Annotated in this window: 19 protein-coding genes; 9 read left to right on the top strand and 10 right to left on the bottom strand. The window is 37.9% G+C overall.

Features of this window, described 5'->3' with window-relative positions; genetic code table 11:
- Positions 1 to 123 precede the first annotated feature (123 nt).
- Entirely contained in the window at positions 124 to 945 is an 822-nt protein-coding gene (hisJ, locus tag RGU12_RS17200) for a histidinol-phosphatase HisJ (RefSeq protein WP_309537146.1), read from the top strand.
- Here hisJ and refZ read toward each other — a convergent pair.
- Positions 935 to 1,588, bottom strand: coding sequence for a forespore capture DNA-binding protein RefZ (gene refZ / locus RGU12_RS17205; protein WP_309537147.1), 654 nt, complete (start codon positions 1,586 to 1,588; stop codon positions 935 to 937). The genes hisJ and refZ overlap by 11 nt on opposite strands.
- Positions 1,589 to 1,731: 143 nt before the next feature.
- Between refZ and msrC the strand changes: the two genes are divergently transcribed.
- Positions 1,732 to 2,211 carry a free L-methionine (R)-S-oxide reductase MsrC gene (gene msrC / locus RGU12_RS17210; protein ID WP_309537148.1) on the top strand — a complete coding sequence of 160 codons (480 nt, stop codon included), beginning with the start codon at positions 1,732 to 1,734 and terminating at the stop codon, positions 2,209 to 2,211.
- Between the two features lie 36 nt (positions 2,212 to 2,247).
- On the opposite strand, the gene megL is transcribed toward msrC, so the two are convergent.
- Together megL and RGU12_RS17220 are read right to left on the bottom strand one after the other, a co-directional pair.
- Positions 2,248 to 3,423 carry a methionine gamma-lyase gene (gene megL, locus RGU12_RS17215; protein WP_309537149.1) on the bottom strand — a complete coding sequence of 392 codons (1,176 nt, stop codon included), beginning with the start codon at positions 3,421 to 3,423 and terminating at the stop codon, positions 2,248 to 2,250.
- Between the two features lie 181 nt (positions 3,424 to 3,604).
- Positions 3,605 to 5,026: a sensor domain-containing diguanylate cyclase gene (locus RGU12_RS17220; protein WP_309537150.1), complete on the bottom strand. Its 1,422-nt coding sequence runs from the start codon at positions 5,024 to 5,026 to the stop codon at positions 3,605 to 3,607.
- 405 nt (positions 5,027 to 5,431) lie between these two features.
- On the opposite strand from RGU12_RS17220, the gene rpsD reads away from it, so the two are divergent.
- A complete protein-coding gene (gene rpsD / locus RGU12_RS17225; RefSeq protein ID WP_309537151.1) occupies positions 5,432 to 6,034 on the top strand; it encodes a 30S ribosomal protein S4 in 603 nt (200 codons plus the stop codon).
- Positions 6,035 to 6,498: 464 nt separating this feature from the next.
- Here rpsD and tyrS read toward each other — a convergent pair whose 3' ends face one another.
- Positions 6,499 to 7,758, bottom strand: a complete 1,260-nt coding sequence (tyrS, locus tag RGU12_RS17230; protein WP_309537152.1) for a tyrosine--tRNA ligase — start codon at positions 7,756 to 7,758, stop codon at positions 6,499 to 6,501.
- Positions 7,759 to 7,909: 151 nt separating this feature from the next.
- Between tyrS and RGU12_RS17235 the strand changes: the two genes are divergently transcribed.
- A complete protein-coding gene (locus RGU12_RS17235; RefSeq protein ID WP_309537153.1) occupies positions 7,910 to 10,831 on the top strand; it encodes a transglycosylase domain-containing protein in 2,922 nt (973 codons plus the stop codon).
- 47 nt (positions 10,832 to 10,878) lie between these two features.
- On the opposite strand, the gene acsA is transcribed toward RGU12_RS17235, so the two are convergent.
- Positions 10,879 to 12,597: an acetate--CoA ligase gene (gene acsA / locus RGU12_RS17240; protein WP_309537154.1), complete on the bottom strand. Its 1,719-nt coding sequence runs from the start codon at positions 12,595 to 12,597 to the stop codon at positions 10,879 to 10,881.
- A 193-nt stretch (positions 12,598 to 12,790) separates the two neighbouring features.
- Here acsA and RGU12_RS17245 point away from each other — a divergent pair, with 193 nt between their 5' ends.
- From RGU12_RS17245 to RGU12_RS17255, 3 genes are read left to right on the top strand one after another with little or no spacing between them, the layout of a single operon-like run.
- A complete protein-coding gene (locus tag RGU12_RS17245; protein WP_309537155.1) occupies positions 12,791 to 13,423 on the top strand; it encodes a GNAT family N-acetyltransferase in 633 nt (210 codons plus the stop codon).
- Positions 13,424 to 13,451: 28 nt separating this feature from the next.
- Positions 13,452 to 14,090: an acetoin utilization AcuB family protein gene (locus RGU12_RS17250; RefSeq protein ID WP_309537156.1), complete on the top strand. Its 639-nt coding sequence runs from the start codon at positions 13,452 to 13,454 to the stop codon at positions 14,088 to 14,090.
- A 2-nt stretch (positions 14,091 to 14,092) separates the two neighbouring features.
- Positions 14,093 to 15,247, top strand: coding sequence for an acetoin utilization protein AcuC (locus RGU12_RS17255; protein WP_309537157.1), 1,155 nt, complete (start codon positions 14,093 to 14,095; stop codon positions 15,245 to 15,247).
- 36 nt (positions 15,248 to 15,283) lie between these two features.
- On the opposite strand, the gene ccpA is transcribed toward RGU12_RS17255, so the two are convergent.
- Together ccpA and RGU12_RS17265 are read right to left on the bottom strand one after the other, a co-directional pair.
- A complete protein-coding gene (gene ccpA / locus RGU12_RS17260; RefSeq protein WP_309537158.1) occupies positions 15,284 to 16,282 on the bottom strand; it encodes a catabolite control protein A in 999 nt (332 codons plus the stop codon).
- Between the two features lie 203 nt (positions 16,283 to 16,485).
- Entirely contained in the window at positions 16,486 to 17,562 is a 1,077-nt protein-coding gene (locus RGU12_RS17265; RefSeq protein ID WP_309537159.1) for a bifunctional 3-deoxy-7-phosphoheptulonate synthase/chorismate mutase, read from the bottom strand.
- A 179-nt stretch (positions 17,563 to 17,741) separates the two neighbouring features.
- Here RGU12_RS17265 and RGU12_RS17270 point away from each other — a divergent pair, with 179 nt between their 5' ends.
- Positions 17,742 to 19,901 carry a cell division protein FtsA gene (locus RGU12_RS17270; RefSeq protein ID WP_309537160.1) on the top strand — a complete coding sequence of 720 codons (2,160 nt, stop codon included), beginning with the start codon at positions 17,742 to 17,744 and terminating at the stop codon, positions 19,899 to 19,901.
- Between the two features lie 389 nt (positions 19,902 to 20,290).
- Here the strand turns inward: RGU12_RS17270 and ytxJ are convergent, their stop codons facing one another.
- Genes ytxJ through RGU12_RS17285 form a run of 3 tightly spaced genes read right to left on the bottom strand, consistent with a single transcriptional unit; the run spans position 20,291 to position 21,476 of the window.
- The gene (gene ytxJ / locus RGU12_RS17275) at positions 20,291 to 20,617 is read right to left on the bottom strand and encodes a bacillithiol system redox-active protein YtxJ (RefSeq protein ID WP_309537161.1); all 327 of its coding nucleotides are present in this window, start codon (positions 20,615 to 20,617) and stop codon (positions 20,291 to 20,293) included.
- Between the two features lie 13 nt (positions 20,618 to 20,630).
- Positions 20,631 to 21,023 (bottom strand): YtxH domain-containing protein, encoded by a 393-nt coding sequence (locus RGU12_RS17280; RefSeq protein ID WP_309537162.1) that lies wholly within the window; start codon positions 21,021 to 21,023, stop codon positions 20,631 to 20,633.
- A 15-nt stretch (positions 21,024 to 21,038) separates the two neighbouring features.
- Positions 21,039 to 21,476 carry a DUF948 domain-containing protein gene (locus tag RGU12_RS17285; RefSeq protein WP_309537163.1) on the bottom strand — a complete coding sequence of 146 codons (438 nt, stop codon included), beginning with the start codon at positions 21,474 to 21,476 and terminating at the stop codon, positions 21,039 to 21,041.
- Positions 21,477 to 21,652: 176 nt separating this feature from the next.
- Here RGU12_RS17285 and RGU12_RS17290 point away from each other — a divergent pair, with 176 nt between their 5' ends.
- On the top strand, positions 21,653 to 22,768 hold the full coding sequence (locus tag RGU12_RS17290; protein WP_116351793.1) for an aminopeptidase: 1,116 nt from the start codon (positions 21,653 to 21,655) through the stop codon (positions 22,766 to 22,768).
- The last annotated feature ends 24 nt before the right edge of the window (positions 22,769 to 22,792 follow it).

Below are 22,792 nucleotides of genomic sequence, written 5' to 3' on the forward strand. Positions count from 1 at the left end.
TTTTTATATAAATTGCTATTGAAATGTTTTTATAATGTATTTATGATACCATGTAAACGACAATTTTTGACTAAAACTTTTAAAATTTTTTACAAATTTTATAAAAAAATGAGGGATTTGTCGATGAAAGCAGATGGTCATATCCATACACCCTTTTGTCCCCATGGTACAAAGGATACATTTGAGGAATATATTGTACAGTCAAAGCAGTTAGGATTTGATGAAATTTCGTTCACTGAACATGCACCACTTCCTGCACGATTTGTTGATCCCACGCCTCAAAAGGATAGTGGAATGGACCCAAATGAATTAGAAAACTATTTTACAGTTTTAACTGAACTTCAAAAAAAATTTGCATCCGAGATCAAAATTAATATCGGGTTAGAGGTCGACTATATTGAAGGGTATGAAGAGGATACAAAAGCCTTTTTAAACGAATATGGTCGATATTTGAATGATAGTATTTTATCCGTTCATTTTCTAAAAAAGGGAAATCACTTCTATTGTCTTGATTATAGCCCTGATATGTTTGAAACGATGATAGGGGATTACTCATCAGTAGAGGCTGTTTACGATGCATATTATCATACATTATTATCTTCAATCACATCAGACCTTGGTCCGTATAAACCAAAAAGAATTGGTCATATGACACTTGTTCATAAGTTTCAAAAAAAATTCCCTGCATCAAAAAATTTCAGCGATAAAATAAATTCTATACTAGACTTGATTGCTGAACAAGGGCTTTCATTGGACTATAATGGCGCTGGTATCAATAAACCTCTTTGTCGGGAGGTATACCCTTACGAACAAGTCATTAAAGAAGCCATAAAACGAAAAATCCCTCTTGTCTATGGTTCCGATGCCCACAGCAGGAAGGATTTAAATCAAGGGTTTGATGATTTATTTAAAGGTGCTGTTTTAGTTTCGCCGACTACATATTGACAGGGAATGGGGTTACATTATTTCTTAACGATTGTGGTTGCTTACAAATAGTCGTGTTGACCCATTTTTCGATTTCATGGCAATATTGCTCATTCACATACAGTTCATAAGGCATTAAATGAAGAACCTCTGACATATATTGAGGATATAAATATGGCATTGATAACATACCCTTCAACTGCATTATGGCATACGGAATGGGTATAAGGGCAAATTCCTGTTGCTTCATCCCAGTTTCAAAAATGGTTTGAAAATAGTATTTTTCTTTTGCCATATAGGTAGTCATGATTTCACGAATCAATGTGGTATCAAAGGAAATTTCCCTCTGGACAAATCTTGATAGCTGACGATTTTCCTTTTGGTATTCCATAATGCCTCTGATTGCAAGCAATAAACATTCTCTGGCAGTTCTATTATCCAATTCAATATAGGCATGTTCAACAAATGTCAAATATCCTTCTAAATAAGAGGAAACAAGATGTTCAAGTAACCCTTCTTTATTCCCAAAATAATAGGAGATATTGGCAACATTACAATTTGCTTTTCTAGCAATTTCACGAACTGTTGTACCATCAAAGCCCTTTGTATTAAATAAAAATACTGATGAATCTATAATTTTCTGTTTCATGTTTTTGCTTGTCATAACGAACCCACCTTACCCTTAATATTGTATAGATTTCGCTATGCTACGGTAGATTCCTTTAAGTTTTTATCGACAAGTCACGCAAGATAAGCTATTATTTGGTATTATTTATGTAGGAATAACTCAAACGGAGGGGAAGAACCATGTTTAATGTCGAACAATATAAAGGTAATAAAGTAGATGACTATCAACTTTTAACAAAACAACTCCAAGCGTTACTAGAAGATGAACAAGACCAAATCGCAAACTTAGCAAATGCATCAGCATTGCTTAACCAATTTTTAGACAACATCAATTGGGTTGGTTTTTATATAAAAAAAGGTAATGAACTTATTCTTGGACCTTTCCAAGGGTTACCTGCCTGTGTGCGAATTCCGATGGGTCGTGGCGTTTGTGGTACTTCCGCACAAAACCAAAAGACTGAAAGAGTTGCAGACGTCCATCTTTTCCCAGGGCATATTGCATGCGACGCTGCATCCCAATCAGAAATTGTTGTTCCAATTATGAAGAATGGTGAAGTATTTGGTGTGTTAGATATCGACAGCCCTATCAAGGAACGCTTTGATGAAGTGGACCAGCAATGCTTAGAAGAATTTGTGAAAGTGTTGGAAAAACACATATAAAATATTTTAACCAGTGGGAAAGCCCACTGGTTTTTGCTATCCATTTAACGCTTGATTTAAATCTTCCCAAATATCCTCCCACGCTTCTAGTCCAACTGAAAGACGAATTAAATTATCGGTAATTCCCATTTTCAAGCGTGCATCTTCTGGAACAACTGCATGTGTCATAGTGGCTGGGTGCTGGATAAGGGTTTCTGTATCACCAAGACTCACTGCAATTTTAATTAATTTCACGCGGTTTAAAATATTTTGCGCATCCTTCTTTGTACCCTTAATAGTAAAGGAAATTAACCCGCCAGGCTTGCGCATTTGTTTTTTCATAATCTCATGTGCAGAGCTTTCCTTATCTCCGGGATAAAAAATGTGCTCCACATTTTGATGTTCTTTTAGTAAAAATGCAATTTTTTCCGCATTGTCGCAATGGCGATCCATTCGTACCGGTAGAGTCTTTAATCCGCGAAGCAAAAGCCAAGCATCGAATGGAGACATAATCCCACCTATATCTTTTTTCGTTGTCATTGCAACTTGTTGGATAAAATCCTTCTTCCCGATGACAAGTCCTGCAATCACATCACCATGTCCTCCTATATACTTTGTCGCACTGTGAACAACAATATCACACCCTAATTTTATTGGCTGTTGCAAATACGGTGAACAGAAGGTATTGTCAACGACAACTGGGATTTGATGTTGTTTTGCGATTTTAACAACTTTTTCTAAATCAATGAGTTTCATAGTTGGATTAATTGGTGTCTCAATATAGATTAATTTTGTATTTGGAGTTATTTTTGACAGTATTTCTTCTTCCTCATCCATATCGCTAAAATCATGATTGATATTGTACTTTTCCTCCATCATTTGAAGTAGACCAAACGTACACCCGTATAGCCCTTGTGAACAAAGGATATGATCTCCAGATTTTGTTAGGGCAAACAATACTGCGGAGACTGCAGCCATCCCTGATCCAAATGACAGTCCTGCTTCCCCGCCTTCAAGGATGGCAATTCTTTCTTCTAAAAGCTTTACTGTTGGATTGCCTAGACGTGAATATATATACCCTTCCTCTTCACCTGCAAAACGAGCTTCTCCTTGTTCTGCTGATTCAAAAGTAAAGGTTGAAGTTTGGTAGAGCGGTGGTGCTAAGCTTCCATTTTGGGCAATTGACCCGCCACCATGTATTGCTAATGTATCAAAAGATTTACTTTCACTCATGCTCCCTTCTCCCCCTTTAAGTCTTCAATTCTACCATTAGCATATGACAAGTATGCTTGTTTTGAAAGCGTTTTCTTATTTCTCAGAGGAATACTTGGTTATTCTGAAGCGTTGGACAGGTGGGGTGTCCAAAACAAATAGCGCCCCCACCATGAAGCCAATTAAAAGAAGGACATCCTATTTAAGAATGTCCTTCAACCACTTTATTTTCACTTGCAATGACTAGATTTTTTCCTGATTGTTTTGCAACATATAGTGCATTGTCTGCACGGTGGAAAAGGGCCTGGAATGTCTCTTTAGATTCCTTATACCATGTTGCAACACCACATGAAATCGTTACTTTCGGATTTGATTGTAATTCGACCCTTTTGCCAAGTCGCTCAGCTACGGCAATCCCTGACGTTAAACCAACTTTAGGCAAATAAATTGCCAACTCTTCTCCGCCCCATCTTGCTCCAATATCGTTATCACGAATGTTTTCCTTGATTAGATTGGCAATTTGAACGAGCGCTTCATCCCCTACTTGGTGACCATACGTGTCATTGATTCTTTTGAAATCATCAATATCGATTAAAATAAACGTACCAAAAGCGTCTGTTTCCAATGATTCTTGGACACAATCCTCTAAATAATTGCGTGAGTAAAGCTTTGTTAAATAATCCGTAATCACAAGCTTTTCAAGTTCTTCACGAAGAATCGAATTTGTAAAAGCTAGGGACGAATGGTGAATTAAGGACTGAAGAAGCTTAAATTTATCAAAAGAAAAGAAATATGGTGATTCATGTAAGACAATGGCAACTCCCAAAATTTCGTTACGCTGTACCATTGGAACAGACATCATCGAACGATATGAGAACCCATTAAATACTGGTTCCACCTGTAAATCTCCGATAAAAAGAGGCTCTTTTTCTGATAAGATCCGGTCAAGGCTAAATAACACATAGGGTTCCCCATGCCCTTCTTCAAAAAAAGTAGTACTTCCAGGAAGTACCTCTATTTGCTCATTTGTTTGTAAAAAGAAACCTACCTCATTGGCACCAAAAGAATTTTTGATTTGGGATGACATAAATGTCAATGTATCTATTAAACGCAAATTTGAATTTAATTTATGTGAAGTTTCGTTAATTAATTGAAGATCCGCAATTAATTGCTTTGATTGTTGGTAAAGTTGAGCATTTTCAAATGCATGTCCAGCAGTGTTGGCCAATAGTTCAATAAACTGAATTTCTGATGTAGGAAATTCCACCACATCATGAGCATTGATTTGCAATACTCCATAAATTCCCTGCCGCCCTTTTAGCGGAGCATAAATATTGGACATGTTTTCAGCGACCAAATTGTCAAGCTGCAAAGTTCCAGTTACAAACGCTTGCATGACAGGCGAGTTATCTCCATGCTCATATTCTTTAATTTCCTTAATCGGAATAACATTATGTCTCGTATTATCATGTGCAAGAAATAAGGTATATGTAAACGATGGGTATACATCTTGTAATGTATTTAAAACCTCTTCAAGCACAGCATCTATATCCATCGTTGAATGAAACTTCGAGGTTACTCTAAATAGTTGCTCATATCTTAATTCTTCATTTGGAAACTTCACGATTAATCACCCATCTGACATTTGTACTTAATACATTTATTATAATAGAAAATGCACGAAAATGTCTCATTATCTATCAAAAAATCCAAATTTATTACAACTTTCATGTTAAAAATCAAAATCCACCAAAAAACGAGGCGGTTCTTGCTGACTTTTTATATCATTTCATGAAAACTTGACTTCCTAATCTAAAAATCATATAATGATCGTTGTGTAAAATATTGCAGCATATGTGAGTAGTTTTTGTTCTATTTTGTTCCTCTTATGAGCTTTAGCTCATAGATGGTGTATCACGTAACCTTTGGCTGCTAGGGCGAAGATACATGAAAACAAAATAGTCGAGAGCATTAATCACATCTGTTTTTATTTTACAACAAAATAAAAACATTGAAGGAGGAGTCATTCATGGCTCGTTATACAGGTCCAAGCTGGAAATTATCCCGTCGTCTTGGCATTTCATTAAGTGGTACAGGTAAAGAATTAGAAAAGCGTCCTTACGCTCCAGGACAACATGGTCCAAACCAACGTAAAAAGCTTTCTGAATATGGTTTACAATTACAAGAAAAGCAAAAGCTTCGTCATATGTATGGTGTGAATGAGCGTCAATTCCGCAACACATTTTCAAATGCAAGCAAAATGCAAGGAATTCTTGGTGAAAACTTCATGATTCTTCTTGAATCACGTTTAGATAACCTAGTTTACCGTCTTGGACTTGCTCGCACTCGTCGTGCAGCACGTCAATTAGTTAACCATGGTCATATTCTTGTTGATGGAAACCGTGTTGACATTCCATCTTACCGTGTAAAACCTGGTCAAACTATTACTGTTCGTGAAAAATCACGTAACCTAGTTACAATCAAAGAAGCGATCGAAGCTACTTCTTTCGTACCAGAATATTTAACATTTGATGCTGATAAGTTAGAAGGAACTTACACTCGTTTACCAGAGCGTTCTGAACTACCAGCTGAAATTAACGAAGCATTCATCGTTGAGTTCTACTCACGTTAATCTTGCTAAAGAGGAAAGGGACATCCCTTTCCTCTTTTTTTATGGCTGTTTTCGCAAACTTTATTGTTATTGATATAGCCATTAATAAGCATATTATTAGACACATAGGTGTTCCCTCTAGTGATTGGAGAGTATGGCGCGAGACCCTCGAAAATGCAAGCATTTGCTTCGTGCGGTGTAGTTTCAAGGAAGCATTCTCAATGTCCTGCGGGAATAGCGAGCCAAGCGAGACCCCGCAGGAGTAATTAATGTTCGAAGCCTAAGAGCGCCACGTCCTGTGGCAACGGCTTCGTGACCTACATCGTGTAGGCCTGAGGAGGCTTGCGGTTCGCCCGCGGAAAGCGAGTGCCTGAAGCGGAAATCACCCCAGTTCCATAAATAAACTTTAGGTTAAGAACAATAATTTTTTGGAAAAAGAGCTTTTTTATACAAAAAAGGTGCCCCTCAAGGAACACCTTAACTTTTTAATATTTGATTAAGAAGTATTTTTTCTTACCGCGACGAATGACTGTGAATTGACCTTCGATACGATGTAGTTCGTTAAGAACCGCATCTACCTCTTGAATTCTCTCACCATTAACATAGATGGCACCATTGCCAATATCCTCACGTGCCTGACGCTTAGAAGGAGATATCTTACTCATGACCAATAAATCAACTAAACTAACTTCTGCATCCCCATCAAATTCATAGGAAGGTACATCCTTAAAGCCTTGTTTAATCTCCTCCGCACTTAATTCACTGATTGAACCACTGAACAATGCTGCAGAAATTTTCACCGCTTGCTCAAGCGCAGCCTCACCATGAACCAATTTGGTTACCTCTTCTGCCAACGTCTTTTGAGCTAAACGTTTTTCTGGTGCATGTTGAATTTCCGCTTCCAGACCTTCAATTTCCTCTTTGGAAAGGAATGTAAAATATTTTAAATAACGAACAACATCACGGTCATCTGTATTGATCCAGAATTGATAAAACTCATATGGCGACGTTTTTTCTTTATCTAACCAAATCGTTCCACCTTCTGTTTTCCCAAACTTTGTACCATCCGCCTTTGTTACAAGTGGAATGGTTAGACCAAAAGCTTTGGCGTCCTCGACTGTCTTACGGATTAATTCTAGTCCAGCCGTGATATTGCCCCATTGGTCACTTCCACCAATTTGTAGTCGGCAGCCTTCATTTTCATACAGCTTTAAAAAGTCATAGGATTGTAAAATCATATAACTAAACTCTGTAAAGGAGATCCCAGCATCTAAACGTGATTGAACTGAGTCTTTGGCTAGCATGTAATTAAGCCCAAAACTCTTTCCTATATCACGCAGGAAAGTGATTAAGTCCAAGCTTCCGATCCAATCATAGTTATTCGCAATCTGAGCTGGATTTCCTTCTGCTTCAAAATCTAAAAAGCGAGAAAGCTGCTCCTTGATGCTATTGCTATATTGCACAACAACCTCTTTTGGATTTAATGTTCTTTCCGCCTTTTTACCGCTTGGGTCACCGATTAGACCAGTAGCGCCCCCAACTAAAGCAATCGGTTGGTGTCCAGCCAACTGGAATCTTCTCAATGTCAAGATCCCTACTAAATGGCCGATATGTAAACTATCTGCTGTTGGATCAAATCCACAATACAATTTAATTTTTTCATTCGCTAATATATTCTGTAACCCTTCTTGATCGGTTACTTGATTTATAAGACCCCTATAGGTCAAATCCTGAATAACATCCATTCTATTTTCAATTCTCCTTTTAACCTTATAATAAGGTTTTTCTATCACACTATGTCTAATATTGTCAAATTAAATAATGGAAATTCATAAAAAAATACTAAAGACACTATGGTATATGCTATAATAAACTTGGATTTTTAGGGGGATGATTATGAATTTTAAAAAATCACAAATATTTGAAAAAATTAACTCTTATTGGCAAAGAGTCACATCGAATAAAGTAGCAAGAGCAATTACTGGCAAGAAGACCCGTAAAGGTGTCAGAGTTACATACGGTGTTGTATGGAATTTATTTTTACTGTTCTTTATCATTGCGATACTTGGTCTTGGCTTTGCAGGTGGGGCAGGTGCTGGTTACTTTGCATCCCTAGTAAAGGACGAACCTGTTCGAAGCTATGAAAGTTTAAAGAAAGATATTTATAATTACGAAGAAAATACAGAGGTGTACTTTGCAAACGAGATTTATCTAGGTCAATTGCGGGCAGACCTCCAACGTGAAGAAGTTTCTCTGGATGAAATTTCTCAGTATGTCAAGGATGCAGTAATTGCAACCGAAGACCAGTACTTCTATAAGCATGATGGGGTTGTTCCAAAATCCATTTTACGTGCAATCGTACAGGATGTAACAAGTTCACCTGTCCAAACTGGAGGAAGTACACTAACACAGCAATTGATTAAGAACCAAATTCTATCAAATGAAGTTTCGTTTGATCGAAAGGCAAAGGAAATCTTAATTGCATTACGACTTGAAAAGTTTTTTGACAAAGATGAAATATTAGAAGCATATCTTAATATTATTCCATATGGCCGTAATTCATCAGGTCGAAATATTGCCGGTGTACAAACGGCAGCACAAGGAATTTTCGGAGTGGACGCAAAGGATTTAAACCTGCCACAAGCAGCATTTATAGCCGGTCTACCACAAAACCCATATGTCTATACTCCTTTCTCAAATAAGGGTGGAATGGTAAAAGAAAACTTAGAACCTGGTATTAACCGAATGCAAACGGTCTTGGAGCGTATGCTTACAGCTGGTTTCATCACCCAGCAGCAATATGAGGAAGCTATTACGTATGATATTCGTGCAAATCTTGCTCCACCAAAGTCAGAGCCTACTGAAAAATATCCTTGGCTAACTGCTGAAGTAGAAAAACGTGCCACTGATATTTTAATGAAAAAATTGGCTGAAGAAGATGGATACGAGGAAAAAGATCTTGAAGACAACAAGGAACTACGAAGTCACTACCGTGAAATAGCTGACAAAAACCTTCGTCAAAATGGATATAAAATTCATACTACAATTGACAAAGAAATTTTTGACACTATGCAAGAGGTAGTAAAAAATTATCAATATTTTGGTCCAGATCAACCCGAAGACAAGGTAATTGATAAAGAAACGGGTGAAAAAGGAAAAGTATTGGAACCGGAAGAAACGGGTTCTGTTCTTATTGAAAATAGGACTGGAAAAATTATTAGTTTTGTGGCCGGTCGTGATTTCGAACGTGAACAAACAAACCATGCGATAAGTACCCGTCCCAATGGTTCGACAATGAAACCCCTCTTGGCGTACGCACCGGCAATGGAATTAGGATTGGTACAACCAGGAAGTGTCATAGCCGATGTGAAATTCAGCTATGGAAGTTACAAACCACAAAACGTTGGTGGTCCATACGACTTTGATGGTTTAATGTCTGCTCGACATGCATTACAAATCTCAAAGAATATACCAGCTATCAAAACGTATTTAAAAGCGTTTGATCAACGTCCAATTACGTTTTTAGAAAAAATGGGTTTCACTTCCTTAGTTGAACAGGATTACCACGCACCTTCACTTGCCATTGGTGGGATGACATATGGTGTTTCTGTTGAAGAGAATGTAAATGCGTTTGCGACATTTGCTAATGAGGGTAAGTTTATTGATGCTTATATGATTGAAAAGATTGTTACCAACGATGGCGAGGTCGTATACGAACATGAAAGCAAGCCTGTTGATGTATTTTCACCACAAACTGCATATTTAACGATTGATATGATGCGTGATGTTATAAATGGTGGAACTGCCTCATCGCTTAATGGTTATTTAAAGTTTAAAGCGGACTGGGCAGGTAAAACAGGTACAACTAACTTCGTTCAAGACGTATGGTTCGTTGCAACAAACCCGAATGTAACATTCGGACTTTGGATGGGCTATGATACACCAAAGTCAATACCTGCATCATATAAGGGACTGTCCTATTCAAGGAGAAGCACCCTTCTATGGGCTCAGCAAATGAACGCAGTATATGATATTAGGCCTGAACTTGTTCAGCCAAAAGAGAACTTTAAAATGCCTGGCGGAATCGTATCGCGTTCTTACTGTGGTATTTCAGGTTTACTCCCATCTGATTTATGTCGGGAAGCTGGTCTGGTTCAATCAGACATTTATAACGCAAAATATGTTCCAACTAAGGTTGATGACAGTCTTGTAAAAGGTAAGTACATTGAAGTAAACGGTAAAGCATATCGTGTACCAACAAGTGCTCCTCAGGAATTTGTTCAGGAAGGAATTATGATAAAGAAGGAATTTCTAGAGGCAAACGACTTGAAGGATGCAAAAGCAATTGAACAGTTGCTTCCAAAAAATAGTCGTTGGAAGAACCTTGTCATAACGGAAACAGCAGAGCTTAAAGATAATGGATCTGTTCCATCCCAAGTCCAAGGTGCCTCCATTTCTTCTGGGATCCTAAGATGGGCAAAACATGAACACAATGATGTGATTGGGTATCGAATTTATGGTGCTTCTAATTTTTCAGCAGATTTCAAAAAGATTGGAAGTATTCCAGCAACAAAAGATTTACAATTTAATGTTGGAAGTTCCGTTGCAGCCTATTATGTTACGGCCGTTGATGTCACTGGTAAAGAAACGCCACTCGCAAATTCAGTTTTAGTGAAGAATGGCGACTATAAACCAGAGCCAGAGGTGGAAGTCGTTACTCCTCCAGCAGAGGAAGGAAATGACAAAGAAAACAAAAGTGAAAATGGAAATAAGGGTAACAACGGAAATGGTAATGGCAAAGATAATGGTGGAAATTAAAGGATAGAAAAGAGGTGATCCATTGGATCACCTCTTTTTTTGATGTTTTAATTTTCCATTGTAGATAGGTCGCCTGTTGGTAAATCAAGCTCCCACGCTTTTAGAACACGTCTCATGATTTTTCCACTACGCGTTTTTGGAAGTTTATCCTTAAACTCAATTTCTCGGGGGGCCGCATGTGCAGCTAATCCCTTTTTCACAAAATCTCTTATTTCTTCTTTTAACTCATCTGTCGCTTCATAACCATCAACTAATGCAACGAACGCTTTAATGATTTCTCCGCGTACAGGGTCTGGCTTTCCGATAACGCCAGCTTCAGCAATTGCTGGGTGTTCAACAAGCTTGCTCTCTACTTCAAATGGGCCAACCCGCTCACCGGAGGTCATGATTACGTCATCCACGCGACCCTGGAACCAGAAATATCCATCTTCGTCCATATATGCTGAATCCCCTGATACATACCAATCACCTGGCATAAAGTAGGACTCATATTTGGACGGATTGTTCCAGATTTGATACATCATTGACGGCCAGCCTTTTTTAATAGCTAAGTTCCCCATCCGATTTGGAGGTAATTCATTGCCCTGGTCATCGACAATGGCCGCCTTTATTCCAGGGAATGGTTTACCCATAGAGCCTGGCTTAATCTCCATACAAGGATAATTACTAATCAACTGGGCGCCTGTTTCAGTCATCCACCAGTTATCATGAATGCGTAAATTGAAGACCTTAACTCCCCAACGAACAACCTCAGGGTTGAGTGGCTCACCAACACTTAATATATGGCGCAATGAACGTAGATCAAATTGTTTTACTAATTCGTCTCCTGCACCCATTAACATTCTAAAAGCAGTTGGTGCGCTATACCAAACAGTTATTCCGTAATCCTCAATGGTTTGGTACCAGTTTTCCGGACTAAATCGTCCTCCTACGATTACGTTGGATGCTCCATTTAGCCAAGGACCAAATATCCCATAGGAAGTCCCTGTTACCCACCCTGGGTCTGCGGTGCACCAATAGATATCATCCTCTTTTAAATCAAGAATCCATTTTGCTGTTTGATATTGTTGGATCATTGCATTATGAACATGTAAGACCCCTTTTGGCTTACCTGTAGAACCAGAAGTATAGTGTAAGAGCATGCCGTCCGTTCTTTCCACCCATTCAATTTCTAGCTCTTTACTTGCCGTTTTTAACCGACCATTAAAATCAATAAAAGGACCATCCTCTGATACATTCTCTCCAACTAAGACAATATGCTTTAATGCTGGTAATTCATTGAAAGGAATACGATCTACTAAATCTGGAGTCGTGACAATCACTTTCGCTTCGCTATCGTCTAAACGGTCACGTACAGCACCTTCCATGAACGCTTCAAATAGCGGACCAACAATCGCTCCAAGTTTAATAGCCCCTAGTATTGCAAAATATAATTCAGGCGAACGGGGCATAAACACAAATACGCGATCCCCTTTTTCAACATCGGCAGCTTGTTTTAAAACGTTAGCAGCACGGTTTGTATATTCTTTCATTTCTTTAAATGTATACTTCTCATCACGAGTTGAATCACGGTAATAAAGGGCAATTTTATTTTTCCTCACACCCTCAGCATGGCGGTCAATAGCTTCATAGGCAATATTAACTTTACCTGTTTCAGACCAAGAAAAGTTTGATTCTACTTCCGTCCAATCAAAATTCGCATATGCTTCATCATAATCTTTTAAATTATAATTTCCTTTTGTTGCTGGCAGCGCTTCCACTTTCACATCACATTTCCCCTTTATGTAAGTTATTTACTATTCTATTATAAAATAAAACTCCTCTTTTCTCAATTTTTAAAATTTTTTATATATAATATTTCTAGATATAATTGTATAATTAGTGTAGAAGAGTCTGTAAACGCTTCATTTTTACTAGATTCATGTATAATGAATGTGACTTTAGAATGGTGGTGACATTGTGGAGCATAAGAAAACATATAACGCTAAGGAACTAAAGACCCCTCATGGTACGATCATTATAGAAGGTCCTATAACTGGAGAGGCACTTGCAAGCTATGAATTTCACGAGGACCTAGTAGCTTTTCGTATTCCAAACCAACAACATAAAGCATTGATTGAAATTGCAGATTTACCTGAAGGAAGGATTATTATCGCAAGAGAGCATAATACCATCGTTGGGTATGTTACATATCTATATCCAGACCCGCTTGAACGTTGGTCTGAGGGAAAAATTGAAAATTTAATAGAGTTAGGCGCAATTGAAGTTATTCCAAAGTTTCGCGGCTGTCAGGTTGGAAAAAATCTGTTATTTGTTTCAATGATGGATGATGCCATGGAGGACTACCTAATCATAACTACTGAATATTATTGGCACTGGGACTTAAAAGGCACTGGCCTTAATGTTTGGGAATATCGGAAGGTAATGGAAAAAATGATGAGTGCTGGTGGACTTGAATGGTTTGCAACAGACGACCCTGAAATAAGTTCACATCCTGCCAATTGTTTAATGGCTCGAATTGGGAAACGGGTTAATCAGGATACAATCGAAAGATTCGACAGGCTACGTTTTATGAATCGATTCATGTATTAAAGGATGTTCAAAGGTTAGGGGGATATACATGATTATTGAAGAAATTATGAAAAAAAATGTATCAACGTTATCAGCTGATGATACCATTTCAACTGCAATCAAAATGATGGATGAAAAAAAGATTCGTCATATTCCTATCGTAGATCAACAGCAACATCTGATTGGGCTAATAAGTGACCGGGATATTCGTGATGCTAAGCCCTCCATCCTGGACTTTACAAACGAGGAAAAAACCCTTGAATCACCCATTAAAGAGATTATGGTGAAAGACGTGATAACCGGGCATCCACTTGATTTTGTTGAAGAAGTCACCGCTGTCTTTTCCCAGCATCGAATTGGCTGTCTACCCATTGAATCCAACGGAAAATTAGTTGGTATCATCACAGAAACGGATCTACTTCACACCTTTGCACAATTAACTGGTGCAAATCAACCAGGCTCCCAGCTAGAAATTAAGGTTCCTAATCAAGCAGGTACACTAGCAGAGGTTGTCAATGTCATTAAAAATCATAAAGTTAATATTCACAGCGTCCTTGTTTATCCCGATAAGGATGTCCAATATAAAATCCTTGTGCTACGAGTTCAAACAATGAATCCGAATAAAATCATTACAAACCTAAAAAATGAGGGCTACACTGTTATGTGGCCATCCTTTCCAGGGCTATAATCATGGCAAAAGAATCAGCTTTTATCTATTCGGATCAATTGATAAAATATCGTTTTAGTGATGACCACCCCTTTAATCAAACAAGGATAAAGCTTACATATGATTTACTCAAAAGTTTAGATTTGTTAGATGACTCGGATATAATACCTCCTAGAATTGCAACCGATGAAGAATTGGAGCTTGTCCATGACCCAAGATTTATTGAAGCGGTCAAGTTAGCTGGAGAAGGTAAACTCTCTGAAGAGGTTGGACATAGCTATGGAATCGGCACCGAGGATACCCCTATTTTTCCGGGGATGCACGAAGCAAGTGCTTTATTGATTGGCGCTACCCTTTCTGCCGCTGACCATGTAATGTCTGGAAAGTCAAAGCATGCTCTTAATCTTGGTGGTGGTTTACATCATGGATTCCGAGGGAAAGCTTCCGGATTTTGTGTATATAATGACAGTGCAGTTGCTATTCGCTATATGCAAAAGAAATATAATGTAAGAGTACTTTATGTTGATACAGATGCACATCATGGTGATGGTGTTCAATGGACATTTTATGATGATCCTGATGTATGCACACTTTCCATTCATGAGACAGGACGGTATCTCTTTCCTGGTACAGGAAACGTGACTGAGAGGGGCTCAGGCAAAGGATATGGCTATTCCTTTAATGTTCCACTAGATGCGTTTACTGAGGATGAATCATGGTTACACGCCTACACAACGGCTTTCACAGAGGTAGCCGAATTTTTTAAACCAGATGTCATCTTTACACAAAATGGTGCAGACTCCCATTATTATGATCCATTAACCCATTTGTCGGCCACAATGAAGATTTATCGAGAAATTCCCAAGCTTGCCCACAAGCTTGCACACCAATATTGCGATGGTCGCTGGATTGCAGTAGGTGGCGGCGGATATGATATATGGAGAGTTGTACCGAGAGCATGGTCTCTCATTTGGCTTGAAATGATTGGAAAGTCGGAGATAGAAGGACCGCTACCAATTGATTGGATCAATAAATGGCAACCAAGGGCTAAATTAGCTCTTCCTGCTTTCTGGGATGATGAACCTACTATTTATCCACCTATCCCTAGAAAATCGGAAATTGAAGAAAAAAATGCACTAACCGTTACAAAAACTCTTTATCCGATTCGTAATAAATAGAAAACACGGCAGTTGCCGTGTTTTCTTCATACCTTATTATTTGGTTGAGTTTCTAAATTCAATACGGTGAGGTAAGACCACAATTTGTTCCTCTACATTTTCTTTGTTCATGAACTTTGTTAATAATCGCATAGCTACTGCACCAATATCATACATTGGTTGAACCACTGATGTAAGCTGTGGGCGCACCATCACTGCTAAGCGTGTATTATCAAAGCCAATTACTTCTAAATCATCAGGAATCGAATAACCTAGGTCTTGTGCACTATGGATTACTCCTAATGCCATTTCATCTGAACCAACAAAGACAGCTGTTGGCTTGTCATCTAATTCATGGATTTTCTCGAATCCTTCAATACCTGAATCATATGTGTAATCACCCTCGATTACAAATTCTTCATTGTAAGTAAGACCAGCATCCTCAATTGCACGTTTATAACCAGCTAGTTTCTTTTCACCATTAATTGGTTCATTTAATAACCCACTAATAAAGGCAATTTTCTTATGACCTCTTTTAGTTAATTCAGTAATCGCATCATAGGATGCCTGTTCGACATCAATTGTCACAGCTGGGACTGTATTTGAGTTTTCTACTGAGGCAGCTAATACAATTGGCACAGGAGATTTTTCGAATTCTTGGACATGTTCTTCTGTAATATTTCCACTCATAAATACAATACCGTCTACTTGCTTACCAAGCATTGTATTTAAAAGATGAAATTCTTTATCCTTGTTTTGGTCCGAGTTGCTAAGGATAATATTGTATTTATACATTGTCGCAATATCTTCGATTCCACGTGCAAGTTCTGAGTAAAAAATATTAGAGATATCTGGAATAATTACTCCGACTGTTGTCGTTTTTTTACTTGCTAATCCTCGAGCCACCGCATTTGGGCGATAGCCTAAACGGTCAATTGCTTCCTGTACTTTTTTTCGAGTTGTTGGTTTTACATTAGGGTTACCATTTACAACACGTGATACGGTTGCCATCGATACATTGGCTTCCCTTGCTACATCATAAATTGTCACATTCATTGACAGCACTCCTTATTTCAAGTTACCACTTATATGTAGTATGAACTTTTTTATACAAACAAATGTCATATTTGCTTACTTTATGTAGATTATCATACGCTACTTAGTTTGTTAGGGCAATTACTTTGTGCACTTTTTAACAATTTCGTAAAAAAAAACTCAAAAAAACCTCCCACTTTAGTAGTAGGAGGTTTTCATGAAAACTATGCACGAACAGCTTGAGTTGCTTTAAGTTCTGTAATCCATTTTTCAAATTGATCAAAATCCATTTGCTGCGCTGAGTCTGATAAAGCAACTGCTGGATCTGGATGTACCTCCGCCATGACACCATCTGCTCCAATTGCTAGAGCTGCTTTTGCACAAGGCAATAATAAATCACGACGTCCAGTTGAATGTGTTACGTCAACAAATACTGGTAAGTGTGTTTCTTGTTTTAAGATTGGAACCGCAGAAATATCTAATGTATTACGAGTAGCTTTTTCGTAAGTACGGATACCTCTTTCGCAAAGAATGATTTGGTCATTTCCTTGAGAGATAATATATTCAGCTGCATTTACGAACTCATCGATCGTAGCAGCCAATCCACGTTTCAATAATACAGGCTTCTTAACTGAACCTGCTGCCTTTAATAATTCAAAGTTCTGCATGTTACGGGCACCGATTTGAATGACATCAATGTAATCGCAAGCAACTTCAATATCTGCTGGATTTACAATTTCACTGATAACAGCCATATCAAACTCATCAGCAACACGTTTTAAAATTTGTAATCCTTCAAGCCCTAATCCCTGGAAGTCATAAGGGGATGTTCTTGGTTTAAAGGCTCCACCACGAAGTAAACGTAAGCCATATTTTTTCGCCTCTGCTGCAACTGCAGCTGTTTGCTCATAGCTTTCAACTGCACAAGGGCCAACGATAAATTGTTGTGTACCATTACCAATTTTAACACCTTTTACATCCACAATCGTATCTTCAGGCTTCTTCTTACGTGAAACAAGGAGAGCTTTGCGATGATCATCTTCTTGTATCTCAAGACCTGCTTTAAAGATTTCTTTGAAGATATGTTGAATAGTTGATGTTTCAAATGGTCCTTCATTATGTGCCAAAATATTATTTAACATTGTTCTTTCGCGTACCGGATCATAACGATTAACACCTTGTGTTTCTTTTACTTTTCCAATCTCTTGAACCAATTTACCACGTTCACTAATAAGTTTTAGAATTTCCAGATTAATTTCTTCCACTCTATCGCGAAGATTATCCAATTCTGCTTTACTCATCTCACTCTTCCTTTCTTCACAGCTATATGTCGCAATTTAATTGAAAATATGGTACATTTCAAGTAATTAAAATTCATTATAAACGAAATCGTTCGAACTGTCACGATTTTTTTTATTGCTTAAACGCTTTTAAGCAATAAAGTATAATATGACTCTTATATATAATAGGTGAATACATAATGGAAAATAAAACAACAGTTTTTGCACTTGATATTGGAACACGTTCTGTAGTCGGACTTATTGTTGAAAAAACGGGTTCCTCATATAAAATAATTGATCTTGTCATACGTGAACATAAGGAACGAGCAATGGTTGATGGGCAAATTCATGATATTATTGCTGTCTCTAATGTAATACGTGACATTAAAGAAACACTAGAGGTAAAGCATGGTAAATTAACAAAAGCAGCTGTTGCTGCTGCAGGGAGATCCTTAAAGACCGAACGTTCAAGAGAAACCATACAGATCTCTTCCATGCCTTTGATTCAAAGGGAAGATATTTTGCACTTAGAATTAAGTGCTGTCCAAAAAGCCCAATATGCATTAGCCGAAAAAAATCAATCCGAAAAAAGCCATGATTACTACTGTGTAGGTTATTCTGTCATCCATTATTTTTTGGACAATCAAGAAATAGGCAGCTTAATTGACCAACAAGGAAATGAAGCCAGCGTTGAAATCATCTCGACTTTCTTACCTAAAGTCGTAGTTGAATCATTAATATCAGCTTTGCACCGAGCAGATCTTGATATGCATGCACTTACTCTAGAGCCTATTGCTGCTATTAATGTGCTCATTCCACAGTCGATGAGAAGACTAAACGTGGCGTTAGTTGATATTGGTGCAGGGACTTCTGATATTGCCATTACGGATGAAGGAACCGTTGTTGCTTATGGGATGGTACCAATTGCAGGAGATGAGATTACGGAAGCAATTAGTGACCAGCTTCTCCTCGACTTTCCACTAGCCGAGCAAGCAAAACGAGATTTATTAGCTAATGACACCATTCAAGTTGTTGATATACTTGGTTTTGAAACTGAAATTAGCAGGCAAGAAGTGATTGAAAAAATTTCTGATTCGATTGATCGATTAGCAGAATCGATACAGGGCGAGATATTAAGTTTAAATAAAAATAAATCCCCTAAAGCAGTCATGCTCGTAGGTGGAGGCAGCTTGACTCCTGAACTTGCAAAACGGCTTGCGCACTCACTTGGATTGCCAGATAACCGTGTTGCGATTCGCGGTATTGATGCCATTAATCAGATTGAAATGACGGAGCATATTAAAAAAGGGCCTGAACTTGTAACACCAATTGGAATAGCTGTTGCATCAAGTCAATCACCTGTCCATTATGTCAATGTAACAGTCAATCAAAAATCAGTAAGACTTTTTGAAATGAAACGATTAACTGTTGGTGATAGCTTACTAGCAGCTGGAATTAAGCTACATAAGCTTTATGGAAAACCTGGATTGGCGATGATTGTAAAGGTTAACCACCAGACCATCACCATTCCTGGAGGATATGGAGAATCTCCTGTTCTTTTAAAAAATGGGGTACCATGTTCATTTGAGGATGAAATTACAAATGGTGACGAAATCATGGTTAGCAAAGGAAAAGACGGTGCAATGGCTACCGTGATGATTAAGGAACTGATTGACGATATCCCTCAAAAAAGAATTTACATGAATGGCGAAGAAGTAGTGATAACAGCGACTATCAAGCAAAATCATCAATTAGCTAATCCGGAAAGCTTTGTCCAAGATCATGATGAAATATCATTTTATTTTCCTGAGACGATTGAAGAAATGATCCGGGCAAGTAACTATCGATTATATGATGATTTGATAAATGAGTTTACGATTTCATTAAATGAGCAGAACATCCAGTTCGAACAATTTTCTAGTAAAATAACAAGAAACGGAGTAAAGATTCCTATACATTCACCATTTATGGATGAGGATTCCTTTGAAATAGAACCCGGGGCAACCCCAACCTTACGACTATTTGCAGAAACGCAAAAAATTCAAATGGACTATACTATTCAAGTTTTCTTTAAAGAAAAAATGATATCCCTTAAAAAGCCATTACATGAGTTTTATCGAAATGGAAAAATTCTTCATGAGGATGATATTCTTAAACACGGTGATAAACTTCAAATGAGAGCAAAAGAGGCAGAACCTTTTATTTTTCAGGATTTATTTCGCTTTGTTGATATCCAATTACCTACAGATTCAATTGGAAGGTTTAAGCTTTTAAAAAATGAAGAAGATTGCACATTTTATGATGTCCTGTCACCCGGGGATCATTTAGACATTGTTTGGTCAGAAAAATCAATTTCATAAATAGGCTCATTTCTAAAAGATTGTTGTTATAAAAACATAGGGTGATTTCCGCTCCTGGTACTCGCTTTCCGCGGGCGATCCGCAAGCCTCCTCAGGCCTACACGATGAAGGTCACGAAGCCGTTGCCACAGGACGTGGCGCTCTTAGGCTTCGAACATTAATTGGTCTCGCTTGCCTCGCTATTCCCGCTGGACGTTGAGTTTGCTTCCTTGAGACTACACCGCACGAAGAAAATGCTAGCATTTTCGAGGATCTCGTACCATCCGCTGAAATCACTGGAAGGATAATAATTTCTACTTCCCTTCGGCAATGATATACAAAAACAACAAAATTTACGAAAACAGCCCAAATAAAAGAGTCCATAGCTATGTGAGCCATGGACCCTTTTGTTATTCGCCTGCTGCGACTAATGACTGTTTTGTAATACTTCGATGAGAGGCATTCCATTTTACCTTTCCATCTTCAAATAGAAGTGCCTGTGGTGATTCATGTTTAATTTCAAAGTCTTCCGCAATGTAAGTAGAGAGTTCTCTAGCTTCTTGAACATACAGATAATACGTTGGTACATCCTCATATTCTGCCACAAATTGCTCATACTCATCAAACGCGGCTTTGCTTATCGGACATGTTAAACTGTGCTTTATTAATATAAATTGGTTTTCTTTTTCAAGGACTTGGTTAAACTCCTCAATGGATTCAATCTTTGTTTTCCCCATCTTTTCATCTCTCCTATTCGTTTGTTTGTGTATGTTTCTCGGCTTCTGTGAGGGCTTGCTGTGCTTCAGCTAGCTTTTCTTGGAATAATTCTTCATTTTTAGCATGATCCCCACTGCGATTTAATTCTTCTGAAGTTATGGTTGTAGCTACAGCTGCATCTGGTTCCTCGCTGTTTTGACCAATAGGAGCCTTAAAATCTTTTACTTTTGTTAAAATTTGATTAGACTGTTCAGAAATCGTTTTAGAAAGTGAATTTGTTTTTTCCTTTACAACAGAGGCTTGGTCATTAATCTGTTTGCGTAGATCCTGTCCTGTTTTTGGTGCTAGAAATAGTGCTGTTGCAGCTCCTACCGCTGCCCCTACAATTGTTCCAAGAATAAAGTTTGAACCACTATTTTTTCCCATTGGAATCCCCTTTCTTTAATTCGAAAAATGTTTATCATGCTTTTGTTTCTTATCTTTCCATTTATCCCACATCTCTATAACAGCATTCCCTACTTGAACAACCTGTGAGATTTTGGTTTTATTTTTATCCAATTGCACAGCAACCTCTTCTGTCACATTTCCTATTGATTTATTAAAGCGTTGCAATGAAGTTCCGACATCCTTAACAGCGTCAACGACTGTATTCAGACTTTCAGACTTCTGCTGAATATCTTCTGCAAGCTTATTTGTTTTATGCAACAGTGCAGTCGTTTCACTTGTGACGCCTTCCATTTGTTTTTCTAACCCAGATAAAGTTCCCGCCACATTATCTAATGTTGTTTGAAGTGAACGGAGTGTTTTTGAGAGATAGATAACTAAAATTAAAAATGCCACTGCAATTACTGCAACACTTATGTAAACGATAAGAATCATCTTGGTGCACCTCCTATATCTTTCTTACCCATCTTGCTTATTATTAATCATATACCTCTAATGTTAAAGTTTCGACATTTCCTATTAAAATCCTTCACGGAATTTTAGTAAACAATTCTCTTCTATTAGGTTACAATAAGATTGTACATAAGCAAAAGGATATGGAGGCAATAAACATGAAAGATCCACGTATTGAAACACTCGCTCGTAATTTAATTAATTATTCTGTGCGCCTCAAGGAAGGTGAAAAAGTACTCATTGAAAACTTCGGCTTACAGAGAGAACTTGTAATCGCGTTAATTAACGAAGCATATAAAGCAGGTGGGTATCCATTTGTATCATTAAAGGACCATCAAGTTGACCGTGCGCTCTTGCTTGGAGCACAGGAAAAGCAATTTGAGATGAAAGCTGATTTCGAAGCAAAAGTGATGAGTAAGATGGATGCCTATATTGGCTTACGTTCTGGAGATAACATTAATGAACTAGCAGATGTTCCCGATGATAAAATGAAAATTGAAGGAAATACAGTCGGTAAAAAAGTGCATCGTGAAATTCGTGTACCAAAGACAAAATGGGTCGTTCTTCGTTATCCAAATTCTTCAATGGCTCAACTTGCAAAAATGAGCACGGAAGCATTTGAAGATTTTTATTTTAATGTTTGTAATCTAGACTATGGAAAAATGAGCAATGCAATGGATGCCCTTGTTGAACTTATGGACAAGACAGATAAGGTTCGCCTTACTGGTCCAGGTACTGACCTTACTTTCTCCATTAAAGGAATCAAAGCTATCAAATGCGCTGGGGAAATGAATATTCCAGATGGTGAGGTATATACGGCACCTGTTCGTGATTCAATCAATGGTACCCTAACCTATAATACGCCATCACCATACCAAGGCTTTACGTTTGAAAATGTTTCCCTTACATTCAAGGATGGAAAAATTGTTGAAGCAACAGCGAACGATACAGAGCGTATCAATAAAATTCTTGATACAGATGAAGGGGCACGTTATATCGGAGAGTTTGCAATCGGAGTTAATCCATATATCCAACATCCAATGCAGGACATTCTATTTGACGAAAAAATTGACGGCAGCTTCCACTTCACACCTGGGCAAGCCTATGATGATGCCTACAACGGAAATAACTCGAATATTCACTGGGATATGGTAAATATCCAACGCCCTGAGTATGGCGGTGGGGAAATCTATTTCGATGATGTGCTCATCCGAAAAGATGGCCGTTTCGTCATCCCAGAGCTTGAACCTTTAAATCCAGAAAATCTTAAGTAATTAAAAAGGCCTTTGCGAAATGAA

The sequence above is a fragment of the Ferdinandcohnia sp. QZ13 genome (assembly GCF_031324165.1).
Classification (GTDB): Bacteria; Bacillota; Bacilli; order Bacillales; family Bacillaceae_L; genus Ferdinandcohnia.